This window comes from Deltaproteobacteria bacterium GWC2_55_46, assembly GCA_001595385.3.
GTDB lineage: Bacteria > Desulfobacterota > GWC2-55-46 > GWC2-55-46 > GWC2-55-46 > UBA5799.
In genome coordinates, this window is record LVEI03000001.1 from 501,296 (window position 1) to 514,754 (window position 13,459).

Annotated in this window: 13 protein-coding genes; 8 read left to right on the forward strand and 5 right to left on the reverse strand. The window is 54.3% G+C overall.

Going from position 1 to position 13,459, the window contains the following annotated elements; translation table 11 throughout:
- Positions 1 to 50 precede the first annotated feature (50 nt).
- Entirely contained in the window at positions 51 to 1,241 is a 1,191-nt protein-coding gene (locus A2V21_302390; GenBank protein ID OIJ73211.1) for an MFS transporter, read from the forward strand.
- 16 nt (positions 1,242 to 1,257) lie between these two features.
- Here the strand turns inward: A2V21_302390 and A2V21_302395 are convergent, their stop codons facing one another.
- Positions 1,258 to 2,127, reverse strand: coding sequence for a hypothetical protein (locus A2V21_302395; protein OIJ73212.1), 870 nt, complete (start codon positions 2,125 to 2,127; stop codon positions 1,258 to 1,260).
- Positions 2,128 to 2,320: 193 nt separating this feature from the next.
- Here A2V21_302395 and A2V21_302400 point away from each other — a divergent pair, with 193 nt between their 5' ends.
- The 4 genes from A2V21_302400 to A2V21_302415 all read left to right on the forward strand — a co-directional run bounded on the left by A2V21_302400 (position 2,321) and on the right by A2V21_302415 (position 5,036).
- Entirely contained in the window at positions 2,321 to 2,752 is a 432-nt protein-coding gene (locus A2V21_302400) for a hypothetical protein (protein ID OIJ73213.1), read from the forward strand.
- Between the two features lie 193 nt (positions 2,753 to 2,945).
- Positions 2,946 to 3,596, forward strand: a complete 651-nt coding sequence (locus tag A2V21_302405; protein OIJ73214.1) for a molybdopterin-guanine dinucleotide biosynthesis protein B — start codon at positions 2,946 to 2,948, stop codon at positions 3,594 to 3,596.
- Positions 3,597 to 3,715: 119 nt separating this feature from the next.
- Positions 3,716 to 4,252 (forward strand): hypothetical protein, encoded by a 537-nt coding sequence (locus A2V21_302410; GenBank protein OIJ73215.1) that lies wholly within the window; start codon positions 3,716 to 3,718, stop codon positions 4,250 to 4,252.
- Complete coding sequence (locus tag A2V21_302415) at positions 4,242 to 5,036, forward strand: nucleoside triphosphate pyrophosphohydrolase (GenBank protein ID OIJ73216.1); 795 nt, start codon at positions 4,242 to 4,244, stop codon at positions 5,034 to 5,036. Before A2V21_302410 ends, A2V21_302415 begins: the two co-directional genes overlap by 11 nt.
- Positions 5,037 to 5,207: 171 nt before the next feature.
- Here A2V21_302415 and A2V21_302420 read toward each other — a convergent pair whose 3' ends face one another.
- Positions 5,208 to 6,773, reverse strand: coding sequence for a murein biosynthesis integral membrane protein MurJ (locus A2V21_302420; protein ID OIJ73217.1), 1,566 nt, complete (start codon positions 6,771 to 6,773; stop codon positions 5,208 to 5,210).
- Positions 6,774 to 6,938: 165 nt separating this feature from the next.
- On the opposite strand from A2V21_302420, the gene A2V21_302425 reads away from it, so the two are divergent.
- On the forward strand, positions 6,939 to 7,205 hold the full coding sequence (locus A2V21_302425; GenBank protein OIJ73218.1) for a 30S ribosomal protein S20: 267 nt from the start codon (positions 6,939 to 6,941) through the stop codon (positions 7,203 to 7,205).
- Between the two features lie 514 nt (positions 7,206 to 7,719).
- On the opposite strand, the gene A2V21_302430 is transcribed toward A2V21_302425, so the two are convergent.
- Genes A2V21_302430 through A2V21_302440 form a run of 3 tightly spaced genes read right to left on the reverse strand, consistent with a single transcriptional unit; the run spans position 7,720 to position 11,769 of the window.
- On the reverse strand, positions 7,720 to 8,676 hold the full coding sequence (locus A2V21_302430) for a DNA polymerase III subunit delta (protein OIJ73219.1): 957 nt from the start codon (positions 8,674 to 8,676) through the stop codon (positions 7,720 to 7,722).
- A 1-nt stretch (position 8,677) separates the two neighbouring features.
- On the reverse strand, positions 8,678 to 9,163 hold the full coding sequence (locus tag A2V21_302435; protein ID OIJ73220.1) for a hypothetical protein: 486 nt from the start codon (positions 9,161 to 9,163) through the stop codon (positions 8,678 to 8,680).
- An 11-nt stretch (positions 9,164 to 9,174) separates the two neighbouring features.
- The gene (locus A2V21_302440) at positions 9,175 to 11,769 is read right to left on the reverse strand and encodes a leucine--tRNA ligase (GenBank protein OIJ73221.1); all 2,595 of its coding nucleotides are present in this window, start codon (positions 11,767 to 11,769) and stop codon (positions 9,175 to 9,177) included.
- 206 nt (positions 11,770 to 11,975) lie between these two features.
- Between A2V21_302440 and A2V21_302445 the strand changes: the two genes are divergently transcribed.
- Complete coding sequence (locus tag A2V21_302445; protein OIJ73222.1) at positions 11,976 to 12,515, forward strand: hypothetical protein; 540 nt, start codon at positions 11,976 to 11,978, stop codon at positions 12,513 to 12,515.
- Positions 12,516 to 12,601: 86 nt separating this feature from the next.
- Positions 12,602 to 13,456, forward strand: coding sequence for a 6-phosphogluconate dehydrogenase (locus tag A2V21_302450; GenBank protein ID OIJ75017.1), 855 nt, complete (start codon positions 12,602 to 12,604; stop codon positions 13,454 to 13,456).
- Positions 13,457 to 13,459: the final 3 nt, after the last annotated feature.

Consider the following 13,459-nt stretch of genomic DNA (forward strand, 5'->3'; position numbering starts at 1 on the left):
GCAGCTCCTCGGCCTTGCAAACGGGCGGGAAATCGATAGAATCACAGGGTATGAAGCCTGCCGTCCGCGAAAGAAGATATCCCTTCGGCTTAAGCCGCAACGTATTCTTCACAGGGGTAGTAAGCATGTTCATGGACATCTCCTCCGAGATGATCTACCCCCTCCTACCGCTTTTCCTTACAAACGTGCTCGGCGCCACAAAGACGGCGGTCGGCATAATAGAGGGCATCGCCGAGGCTACCGCCTCTTTATTAAAGGTATTCTCAGGGTGGCTTTCCGACAGGCTGGGGCGAAGAAAACTCCTCATGGGCGCCGGTTATGGGATATCAGCCCTTAGCAGGCCCATTATCGCCCTTGCCGCGACCTGGTCACAGGTACTGGGGGCCAGGTTCATAGACAGGGTCGGAAAAGGTGTTCGGACCTCGCCAAGGGACGCCATAATAGCTGATTCTACAGATAACAGCAAACTCGGATTAGCCTTCGGCTTTCACAGGTCGATGGATACCATCGGGGCCGTCATCGGCCCCGGCATAGCATTTGTGCTGCTCCTCATATTCGTCGACAACCTGCGCCTCGTATTCTTCGCCTCGGCGATACCGGCCATTATCGCGGTAGTTGTCATAATATTGTTCATAAAGGAACGGAAACGGCCAAAGGAAGATGTAATCAAGCTCCCAAAATTATCCATCTCATCCTTTAACGGCCCCTTCAGGAGATACCTGCTGGTAGTGGGGGTCTTCTCCCTCGGATACTTCGCGGACGCGTTCCTCATCCTGCAGGCAGAAAACCTCGGCGTACAAAGCGCGCTTATCCCCATAATATACCTGGTATTCAATGTAGTTTACGCCGCCTCATCGACACCCATGGGCGCGCTGGCCGACAGGATAGGCCTCAGGCTCATGATCCTTGCCGGGTTCATATACTACTCGATACTCTTCCTTTTCATAGGGTTCTCCTCAAGCGCCATCCACATATGGATACTTTTTCCACTCTACGGCCTCTACAAGGGCATGAGCGAGGGGACCCTGAGGGCATATCTTGCCACTCTTGCCCCAGAAGGGCAGAAGGCTACCGCCTTCGGCGTATACCATACGGTCGTGGGGCTCATGCTCCTTCCCGCGAGCATAATAGCCGGATATCTTTGGGATAACGTAGGGGCTTCCGCGACGTTTCTCTTCGGGAGCGCGATGTCTGCGCTTGCGGCAGTACTCTTCCTGTTATTGAAGACCCACAGGTCGTGAGGGTTTTAAGGCGGGGCTACTTTTCAGATGCCTTTTTGATGGAGGAGTCCGTCAGGTTTACCTCCTTCAGCCTGCCTTTTACGTCGCCGAAGAAGAATATGCCCTTTGCTATGGCATGGGTTGGGAGCATGCCCTTTGTGAAGCGTATCTCCACGTCGCCGTTCATGGAGCCGAAAAGTTCCTTGTCTATCCTCGCGTCAGCGAGATAGTCCGGGACGATTCCTGACCTCGTCCTCTTTTTAAGCTCTTTTTCAGTGGCTACCTTTATATGTATCTCCGGGAAGCGGTCCTCCTTCGGGAAGCTCGCTATGTCGTATTCGCGGCCATGCTCGACCTCGCCATAGGCCCCGAACCTGAAGTTATAGAAGGCGGCTATCGGGTCATCCACATACATGCCTTCCGGTATCTTCACGTTGCCGCTCTTTTCTTCCTTCCCAGCGCCCCAGCTCTTCCAGCTGACTATCCTCTTGTCATAGTCCATCTTGTAAGTGCCTTTTCTCGCGGACTTCCCGTCCATCTCGACCTCTTTTTCGAAGCTTACGGTAACAAACCGCTTTCCGTCCCCGGTCATCTTGAGCCTTGAGACGTACCTGTCCTTCCTGTGGCGCAAAAGGGTATCTATTAAGCCGCTTGTACCGGCGGTAAGGGTGGCGGTATAGGTATTCGGGCCGTCGCTTTTCAGAACGACCTTCCCCTGCGCCACATTACTGAAGAACCATACGCCGATATCATAGACCAGCTCCTCGCCTTCGAATGTCTGGCCTATGGTCTTCCCATGATCTTTTGAAGGCTCAGAGGCGCTTAACGCGGGTGCTGAGGATAAGAGGGCGATCGACAGAAAGAGTGAGCCGGCTAAACGCCTTAGCCATGACAGATGAAAGAACATGCGGATATTTTAAGTCAATTCAGCCGCTAATTCAAGTAAATAGCTAAAATACAAGGCTTTCCATGGCAGAGCTGCTTGCGCGCCGGGGTTATTGCTGTATACTTAGATTTAAGGAGGGGCGCGCGCGTCAAGCCCCCATATACTTGCCGTATCTTCCATTCTCACTTACCAACAATACCAAGGAGGTAACAGCATGAAGAGGTCTACTCTTTCAGCGGTCGCGATGTCATTTCTTTTATCAATATTCGCAGCTTCCCCTGCACTGTCAGATGAGGCGACGGCAGGGACCACAGAGCAGCAGGCAGCCACTCAGCAAAGAGGCGCCGCTGCCCAGGATGTCTCCAAGCAGCAGAAGCAGGCTGTCAAACAGACCCAGCAGGCCATAGACAACTTAAGGTCCGCCCTGAGGAACTTCGAGCAGGCCCAGCAGCAGGCAAGGCAGGATGAGCACCTGAAGCAGGCCGTCAACAGCGCGAAGGAAGCAATAGACAGCGCCGAGAAGGCGCTTGAACACGCCAGGATATCACCTGCCGCCGGCACTGAACGTGGTATGGAGCAGCAGCAAAGGCAGATGACACCGGGTTCTGAGCGCAGCGGCGCAGGCACCAGCGGCGGCGGGATGTAAAAATACCTGACAATACCCAGGAGGCGGGCCGAAAGCCCGCCTCTTTTTTTATTGGGCCGCATGACAGAACATCCCCTGATGCTTCAACGATCATAGTGGGTGTCCCTTCTCGCCTGTCCTCACGCCGATCAAGGTTAAAAATCATTTACACGCCGCGTAACCCATAGTATATTATCCGTATTCTTTAAAAATTATGGCGCCAATAATATCAATAATAGGCAAATCCGGCAGCGGCAAGACGACCCTCCTTGAGATGGTCATCTCAGAGCTTACACGCAGGGGCTACAGCGTGGGCATCTTGAAGCACGACGCCCACGGCTTTGAGATAGACCACGAAGGCAAGGACTCGTGGAGGCATAAGCAGGCCGGGGCAAGCGTCGTCGCCCTCGCCTCTCCGGAGAAGTTCGCGGTAATAAAGGACACCTCCAGCGAATGGCCGCCAGAGAGGATCATAGCTTCCTACTTTACGGATGTAGACGTCATATTAACCGAAGGCTTCAAAAAATCGGGATTTCCCAAAATAGAGGTCGTCCGCAAGGCAAACTCGTCGAGGCCGGTCTCTTCCAAAGATAAAAACCTCATAGCCTTTGCCTCGGACTTCCGGGTGAGCAGGCGCCTTCCGGTCTACGATATCAATGATTTCAAGGGGGTTGCCGACCTCATCGAAAAACAGATAATAAAAAAGCACCTGGAGCCAGGGATAAGCCTCATTGTTGACGGGCAGCAGGTCGAGCTCAAGCCATTTATAGAAAACCTCCTCCGTGACGGGGTCTCCGGGATGATAAAGAGCCTCAAGGGGTGCGATAAGGCAAAAGAGATAGAGATAAGGATCAAAAAGGGATGACCCTCTTGAGGGCCCCTGAAAAGACCTGCCGACAGATTCCAACCAATCAACTGCCTGAGACAGCCTTGAACAAAATCAATATGACAGGAGCAATACTCGCCGGGGGCCAGAGCCGACGGATGGGCTTCAACAAGGCCTTCATCTCTACAGGCGAAGGCGCCATAATAGAACGGACCGTCCGGCTCATAAGCTCGGTATTCAAAGAGTCCTTCATCGTGGCAAATGACGCGGCCATCTATAAAGGCCTCGGCCTTCCGGTCTATACCGATATCATAAGCGGGGCCGGTAGCCTGGGCGGGATATACACCGCCATTTTCCATTCCGGAAATAATTACACATTTGTAGTCGCCTGCGATATGCCGTACCTTGACGAGGCTTGCGTAAGGGCGGTGGCTGAAAGGACTGGCAAGGCCGGCTCTGTAGCGCCCTTCATAGGCGGCATGCTCCATCCCATGCACGCCGCGTACTCGAAAAGGTGCCTCACCGTGATAGAAAAGCATATAAAGGCCGGGGACTTGATGATAAACACGCTTTTGGATGAGATAGACACCCTGCGGCTTACCGAAGATGACTTCCCTGGCCTGCCGATAGCGCGGTCAGTTGAAAACGTCAATACTAAAGATGACTTGAGAAGGACAGGACTCGATGGAGAATAGAATAGCTGATATAGGCAAGCTTGAAGCCCTTATGGAAAGGCTCCGGGGTGAGGACGGCTGCCCATGGGACAGGGCCCAGACATTCGATTCGCTCATACCCTTCATAATAGAAGAGGCCTATGAGGTCATATCAGCCATAGATTCCGGCGACGCGCGCCATATGAAGGAGGAATTGGGCGACCTCCTCTTCCAGATCATATTCGTATGCCAGATGGCAAAAGAAAAAGGGCTCTTTAGCCTCTCAGGCGTTATAGAAGATTCCCACAGGAAGATGACAGGCCGCCACCCCCATGTATTCGGACAGAGCAAGGCCGATACCCCTGAAGAGGTCTTGAGGCAGTGGGCGGAGATAAAGAAACTGGAGAAGAAGGGTGAAGAGGCGAAGGGATATCTCGAAGGCATTCCAGAGGTGCTGCCCGCGTTGCTCCGCGCCCACAAGGTGAGCCAGAAGGCCGCGAGGGCCGGCTTTGACTGGAAGGACGTAAGCGAAGTATTGGTGAAGCTCGACGAAGAGGTAGCCGAGTTCAAGGATGCCGTAAGACAAAGGGCGGCAGCTCATATGGAGGAAGAGCTCGGCGACCTGCTCTTCACTCTCGTGAACGTAGGCAGGTTCCTGGAAGTAAACCCGGAGGACGCGCTAAGAAAGACGATAGGAAAATTTATCACCCGCTTTCATCATATAGAAAGGTCTCTCATCGAAAGAGGCGGCGGCCTTTCATCGACGACTATAGATGAAATGGAGCGGCTTTGGCAGGAGGCGAAGGCCAAGGAAAAAGAGCGGTAAAAACAGAGGCTTCAGAAGATGTCCCCACAAGCTGTGGATAAGTTGTTGAAAAGAGGGCGGGTGCAAAAAACGTTGGAACCGGATTTTATGGGCGCTATGAAGGTTGACTATTTTTTAAGCAGTGATTGGACAGATAAATCAACGGGTTAGGGCTTAACCACCCTTATTCATTTAACCCGCTTTTTTGCCCCTTCGACTTAAAAAACCTTTTAAAAACACGAGTTCAGGCACCTGCATATACTTCGAGGCTATGATATAAGTCACAATTCCTATGCTTAAGCACGCGGTCAAGAGGAATGTCTTGCCGAGGCCACCTGTAACACCGATCGACTTGAACGCTACAAAATAGACCAGAGCCCCCATCACCGCTGAGGCGGCAGAAGCCTTAAGGGCCGACCACGCCATCTCTTTCATACCGATACGTCCGAACTTCAGCCTCAGTATCACGAAGAGCATAACACAGTTTACGGCTGACGCAAGCGTGGTCGCCAGCGCCAGTCCCCCGTGCCCTAACGGCCCTATAAGGACAAAGCAGAAGAATGTATTGAAGATAAAAGCGATGGCGGCGACCCAGACAGGTGTCGCCGTATCTTTAAGGGAATAGAATACCGAGGTAAGTATCCTCGATACCGCCACAGGCACAAGTCCGGCAGAGTAGAAGTACAGGGCAACGGAGGTGGCGGCAGCGTCCTGGGGCGTGAACTCCCCTCTCATGAATAGCGCCTCCACTATCGGATAGCTCAAGATTATCAGGCCGATGGTAGCCGGTATCATCACGAAGTTTACGAGCCTTACGGCGAACGAAAGGGACCTTTTGAAGGCGTCCCATTCCTTTTTCGCCACATGTTCGGAGAGGCTCGGAAGGACGGCGGTAGTGACAGAGACTCCGAAGACCCCCAGGGGAAGCTCCATGAGCCTTCCGGCGTAATAAAGGTATGATACAGCCCCCTCAGGGAGCTGGGAGGCGAACCACATGGTAACGAAGATATTAAGCTGGTATACGCCGATGCCGAAGGTTGCCGGGCCCATGAGGATAAATATCTTTTTTATCGCGCTGTCGTTGAATTTGAACGATAGCCCCGGGAACATGCCGAATCTGCTTAAGTAAGGGAGCTGCAAAAAAAGCTGTAACGCCCCGCCGACGAGCACCCCTGCTACAATGGCATATACCGGGGAAGAGATGAACGGGGCTATGGCGAAAACGCTCGCTATTATCGCGAGGTTAAAAAGGACCGGGGCAAGGGCCGGGGCGGTGAAGTGCTTGTACGAGTTCAGCACCCCCATGGCTATGGCCATGAGACCGATGAAGATCATATAAGGGAACATCCACCTTGTCAGCGATACCGTTAGCGAGAACTTCTCAGGGTCCGCGAGGAACCCCGGGGCCATTATCGAGACTATCTCTTTTGAAAAGAGAATCCCGAGGACGGCAAGGATGGTAAGTATGATGGCGAAGATGGTAAATACGCTCGATACAAGCTCGCGGGTAGCCTCCTTCGAGCGGCTGTTCATCTCTTCCGTAAAAATGGGGATGAAGGAAGATGTGAGGGCGCCCTCCCCTACAAGCCTTCTCAAGAGGTTCGAGATCCTGAAGGCCATGAAAAAGGCATCGGCCAGGAGGCCTGCGCCAAAGACGTACGCGAGGACGGCGTCCCTTATATAGCCGAGTACGCGGCTAAGGGCCGTCGCGGCGCTTATTATGGAGGCGGCCCCGGTGATCCTCCTCTCGTGGCTCATCGGGCGGCCCCAAAATACTTGACAAGAGGTTTAAAAACGAATATTATCATCTTTTCTTCAAGCCGGCTCATGGACAGAGTTTGCCTGGCACAAGAGCGAACATTAACAGATTTGCGCCTTAAAAGGTAGCAGAAATTAAGAGGAAAGAGCTTACAGGAGGGTATTTTGGCTAACCACGCGTCAGCAATAAAAAGGCACAAGCAGAGCGAAAAGAGGAGGGAGAGGAACACCTCCGTTAAATCTACCGTAAGGACGGCTGTCAAGAAGGTAAAGGACGCGGTAGCCGCGGGCAAGGCGGACGAGGCAAAGACAAGCCTCAGCAATGCCGTCTCCGAGCTTGGCAAGGCCGCCTCGAAGGGCGTTATCCACAGGAACAACGCATCAAGAAAGGCCGCCCGCCTCTCGAAGTTAGTGAACGAAAAGGCGAAGTAAGGCCTTAACAGATATCCAAACCAAAGCCCCCGGAAAACCTGGGGGCTTTTTTTATTTGGGGGTTGGAAGCATCTTTCCAACGATATGTCGATGAAGGTGTATATCCGTCCGATTGTGGCGGAGTTTGAGGGCATAGGGGCAGAGTAAAGAAATGAAAATGGTGATGGGCCGAGCCCACCCGCTGTCAAATCCCGTTTTTCCTTACATTCACATCAATGCGATTGCCAGGATATAGAGAATGTTCCCGACCGCGAGCATGAGACAGGTGGTGCCTAAACCCTTATGCGTCTGCCTGGTCTTGAGGAAGAGGATGAAAAACACGGCTGCCCCCGCAAGGTTCCAGACGAATGAGCCTGTTGACATAGGATACTCCCTGTGAAACTAAATGGTGCGCATGGCGCACCCTACTAGACTGCGATATTGCATATGCCTTCTATTTATTGTTGGGTTACGCTTCGCTAACCCAACCTACCCGGCTGACAAGGCAGATGGACAGTTTCCTTGCATGAACGTATTACTTCCCGCAAAGCTCCATGATGACCCTCGGAAGCACCGTCGCAACGGGCGCCCTGCCGGTCTTCAGGTCGGTGTCGGCCGCAAGGAGCTTTAAGATGGCGGAGGCAAGCTCGGTTTCACCAAAGAGCTTGCTCCTCCTTATGTAGTCGCTCGCGTATTTGGGGAACAGGCCCGTAAGCCCGCCGATCCTCTCTACCGGCGTGCCCTTCTTAAGGAGGGCCTTTATCTTAAGGAGCGTCCTCATCTGGCGGGCTATGGCCCCGAGCACCTTTATGGGTTCCTCATCCGAGAGCTTCTCGTATACGCGGAAGGCCTCTTTGACGTCCTTTTTCCCTATGGCGTCGGAGAGGTTGAAGATCGACTCTTCCCTGCACTCAAGGCCCGATTCCGCGACATCGTTCTCGTCGATCGCTCTTTTCTCACCGGCGAAAAGGACTATCTTGTCGAGCTCGCCCTTTATATCACGGAGCCTTGTCCCGGATATCTCAAGAAGGCTCCTGGCGGCCGCATCCGCGATCGTCTTGCCCTGCCTCACGGCCTCTTCCTTTATCCATCTGAGAAGCTCTGTATCGCTCAGGCGGTTTAATGCCTTTGTATGGCCCCCGGCCTCAAGGGCCTTCACAAGGGCAGAGCCCTTATCAAGCTTCGCGGCGTTTGAGATGAATACAAGGCAGGTAGTCGGGGACGGGTCAGCTACGTACTCAGCGAGCTCTTTTTCCTGGGCGGCCTTTATGCCCTCGGCCCCTTTGACTGCTATGAGCCGCCATTCGGCAAAGGCCGGCATGGTCTGGGCGGTCGAGACCAGGTCAGAGGAGGCAAGCCCCTTGCCCTCGTAGACATGGTAGTTCATCGAGGCGAAGCCGCCCGTGAGCGCCTCGCTCTTTATCTTGAGAAAGGCTTCCTCTACGAGGTAGTCGTCCGTTCCATAGAGGTAATATAACGGTTTCAAGGCCACCTCAGAAGCCCTCCATCATGCGCTCCTTGACGAGCCTCGCCGTGTCCCTGGAGAGCTTTCGGAGCGCGTCGGCTTCCCTGTCCTTTGTGGCAGCGACGTCGTCTATGTTCACTGCAAAGTCCTCATAGTCGGTAACGCTCCTGTCCTGCCAGATAACAGCGCCGGTATTCTCGTTAAGTATTCGAAGCGACATGGTGACCGTAAGCCTGTACTCCTGGTTTACGTCGCTCTTGGTAAAGGAGACGGGCGTAAGGCTGTAGGCAGTGATGACCCCTTCCATTACAAACGGCGCGTCACCTGCAACGCTTACGGTCGTCACAAATTCGCTCACGAAGGCCGATGTGACAGCGGACTCTATATCGGGCTTGATGGTCTTGTTGGTGAATACCGGTATGGCAAGGGTCTCCACCCCGCCCGGCATCTGCCCCGCCTTTCCGGCGACGTGGTAGCCGCAGCCTGCAAAGAGCAAAAGAACGAGTATATACAAAAAGCGCGGCTTCAAGCGACCACCATATTCACTATCTTATCCTGGACGTAGACAAACTTCCTTATATCTTTGCCTGTGATTATCTCTTTTATCTTCTCGTCGTTCATCACGATCCGCTTTACCTCTGCCTCCGCTGCCCCTGCGGGGACCTTTAGCCTGCTCCTTACCTTGCCGTTCACCTGTACCGGTATCTCGATCTCATCTTCCCTTACGGCCTCTTCGCTCCAGGCGGGCCAGCCCGTCCTGTAGACGGGCTTTGTGACCCCGAGCCTCGACCATAGCTCTTCAGAGATGTGGGGGGCAAACGGGGCGAGCAGCAGCACCACCGCTTCTATAGCTTCCTTGAAGACCCTTGCCTCGGCCGTACCATGCCCCTTGCCGTCAAGCGTTGACTGGAACTGGTAAAGAGCGTTCACAAGCTCCATTATCGAGCTGATGGCCGTATTGAAATGGAACCTCTCCTCTATATCCTGTGTGACCTTCCTTATCGTCCTGTGGGTGGTGGCGTGAAGCTCTTTAGCCTTTCCTTCAAGCCCTTCGCCAGGCTTCCATGACAGAGCTGAAGTCAGAAGATCGGAGTTCTCGACAACGAGCCGCCAAACCCTGTTCAAAAACCTGTACGAGCCCTCGACACCCTCCTCGCTCCAGTCGAGGTCCTTCTCAGGCGGGGCGGCGAAAAGGGAGAATAGCCTTGTGGTGTCGGCTCCGTACTGGCTTATTATCCTGTCCGGGTCGATGACGTTCTTCTTCGATTTGGACATCTTCTCTACCGCGCCTATTACTACCGGCTTCGAGCAGAGCTTGCATTTGCCCTCTACAACCTCCTCAGGATAGAGGTATCCGTGCTCAGGGCACCTTGTTATCTCCTTACAGACCATGCCCTGGGTAAGGAGGTTCTTGAAGGGCTCGTCCGCCTCATGGAGACCGAGGTCGCGAAGGGCCTTTGTGAAGAACCTCGCGTAAAGGAGGTGGAGGACCGCGTGCTCTATACCCCCGATATACTGGTCTACCGGCATCCAGTAGCCGGCCTCGTCTTTTTTGAAGGGCAGCCCCTTTTCCTGGGGAGAAGAGTACCTTAAAAAGTACCAGGACGAATCGACGAAAGTATCCATGGTGTCTGTTTCGCGCCGTGCGCTTCCCTTGCAGGACGGGCACTCCGTCTTTACAAAACTTTCTGACGAGGCGAGCGGCGAGAGCCCCTTGCCGGTCAGCATTACGTCCTCAGGCAGTATTACCGGAAGGCTCTCGAAAGGCACCGGCACAGTGCCGCATTTATCGCAGTAGATGACCGGTATGGGACAGCCCCAGTACCTCTGCCGCGATATGCCCCAGTCGCGGAGCCTGTAGGTTGTCGTCCTCTTACCAGCCTTCTTCTCTTCCACAAGGTCGATGATGGCGTCCATGGCCCCGGTGCTTACCGTGCCGTCCACAGGGCCGGAATTGACCATTATGCCAGGCTCTACATAGGCCGCGTCCATCGTAGAGGGGTCGAGCGCCGCGCCAGGAGGGTTTATGACGACCTTTATCGGAAGTCCGTACTTTTTGGCGAACTCGAAGTCCCTCTGGTCATGGGCGGGAACAGCCATGACAGCGCCGGTGCCATATTCCATAAGGACGAAGTTCGCCACATATACGGGGACCTTCTCGCCCGTGAGCGGGTTTACGCAGAAGGCCCCAGTGAACGCGCCATCTTTCACGACCTCTTCCGGGTTCATGCGCAGGTCCCTGGCCTCTGCCCTGGCCCTGGCCACGAACCTCTCCACATCCGCCTTCCTCTCCCCGGTCGTTATCCTCTCTATAGCCGGGTGTCCCGGCGCGAGCGACATGAAGGTAACGCCAAAGAGCGTATCCGGCCTGGTCGTAAAGACCCTTATGCTCTCCTTTGACCCGTCGACCGGGAACACGACCTCGGCCCCGGTAGACTTGCCTATCCAGTTCCTCTGCATCACGAGGACCCTCTCGGGCCAGCCCTGGAGCTTGTATGTATGCTCAAGAAGCTCTTCAGCGTACGCGGTAATTTTAAAGAACCACTGCTCAAGCTCCTTCATCTCGACCGGCGAAGAGCACCTCCAGCAGCTTCCGTCCTCAACCTGCTCGTTTGCAAGGACAGTCGCGCACTCCGGGCACCAATTTACCGATGAACGCTTCTTGTAGGCTATCCCCTTCTCAAGGAGCTTAAGGAATATCCACTGGTTCCATTTATAGTACTCTGGCGAGCAGGTCGCCACCTCCCTGCCCCAGTCGTAACTCAAGCCCATGCGCTTGAGCTGGACGCGCATGTTGTCTATGTTCTCGTATGTCCATTTGGCTGGGTGTATGCCGTGCTGAATGGCAGCGTTCTCCGCTGGAAGGCCGAAGGAATCCCAGCCCATCGGGTGAAGGACGTTCTTCCCCCTCATCATGAGAAACCTCGCCAGCACGTCCCCGATGGAGTAGTTCCTCACGTGGCCCATGTGTATCTTGCCGGACGGATATGGGAACATCTCCAGGACATAGTACTTCGGAGAGCTTGTCTCCCCTGCGGAGAATGCCTTGTTCCTCTCCCACTCGGCCTGCCACCTGGCCTCTATCTCCTTGTGGCCGTATCTTTCGGACTTCTCAGCCATCTGCCCTCACTCGTAGAAAAATTTAACGATTTAAACAGGTTTTGTAACATATAAATGTAGCATTTTTCAAGGGCAAGGGGTTACTGGAAAACGAGCCCTGACGCAGAGGTCAGGGAAAAGAACAATTTTTAGAGGGAGCCTTATGACAAAAGCCACTTTCGCTCCCCTGCCCTTATCTGCTATCATCGTCCGGAACGGAGGTGCCAATGAAAAAAACCCTTTTTACCATGCTCGCGATCTGCCTTCTTGCCGCGGGGTGCGGGGAGAGCGCAAAAAAAGATGAAAGCAGGTATGTAGTAAACCTTACAGCCGGAAGCCCGTCGGTTGATTTCCTTTACAGGGACATGGCCGGCAAGCCCTTCCGCCTCTCAGAGCAAAAAGGCAAGGTAGTGCTCCTCTACTTCTGGAGGATGAAGTGTGAAGCATGCAAAGAGGAGCTGAAGGCCATAGAGGCGCTCTACCGGAAGTTCAGGGACAGGGGGCTCGTCGTAGTAGCGGTCGGGGCAGATTCCATGCACAGCGCCTCTCTTTACGACGTGAGCCGGTTCATGGAAAAAGAGGGTTTTACATTCATAAAGATAAGGGATGAGGACGGCTTTGTGGCCGAAGCCTACCAGGTGATGCGCGCCCCGGAGGCGTACCTCATAGACAGAGACGGGCGTATCGCCATGGCGCAAAAAGGGAGCGCCGACTGGGCGGGGCAGGTATCCGTGCTTATCGACGGCCTCCTTTCCGGCAAGAGATAATGGCGCGCGCCGGAAATAGCGGCAAGTCTGCTATACTATTAAGGAGGCTTGTAAAAATCCATATAGAGAGGTCCTGAGTGGCTCCTGTGAGGGCAGGTCTTATCGGGCTTGGCCGGATGGGCAAGGCGATCGCCTCAAGGCTTAAAAGCGAGGGCGTGGAGGTCTACGCCTGGAACAGAACGCTTACGAAGGCAAGGGAGCTTGACGTGCTTGTAAGCGACACCCCTGCCTCCGCCTCGACGAGGGCCGATTTTATAATACTCAGCCTCTATGACAGCGCGGCTGTCCGCGAAGTCCTTACCATGAGGCATGGACTTCTTAGCGCCGGGCTCAAGGGCAAGGTGATCGTAGATACGACCACCAACCACTTTAGCGAAGTGAGCGCCTTTCATTCGATACTCAAAGAACGCGGGGCAAGCTACCTTGAGGCCCCGCTGCTGGGCAGCATAGTCCAGGCCATGACAGGCAATCTCTGCGTACTCGTGAGCGGGGAAGAGGCCCCGTACAGGGCCGCCCTCCCCATCATTGAAAAGCTCGGCAGGGAGATATTCTTTTTGCGGGAGCCGGGGCTTGCCACGAAGGTCAAGCTCATCAACAACCTCCTCCTCGGCTCTTTCATGGCCTCCATAGCCGAAGCGACGGCCCTCAGCGAGAAGGCGGGCCTTGACAGGCATGCAGCCCTTGATATATTTTCAAAGGGCGCGGGAAGCTCCGCCGTAATGGATGCCAAGAAGGAGAAGCTCCTGAAAGAGGACTACGCCGCTCACTTCAAGACCTCTCTTATGTACAAGGACCTCCATTACCTGCAGGACCTTGCACGGGAACTGAGATCGCCACTCTTTACAGCCGGGGTCGCCAAGGAGCTTTTCGCGGTGGCCATGTCGAGGGGTTCCGGCGAAGAGGATTTTTCGGCGGTCTATAAGGCTGTAAAAAACCTTTAGCAG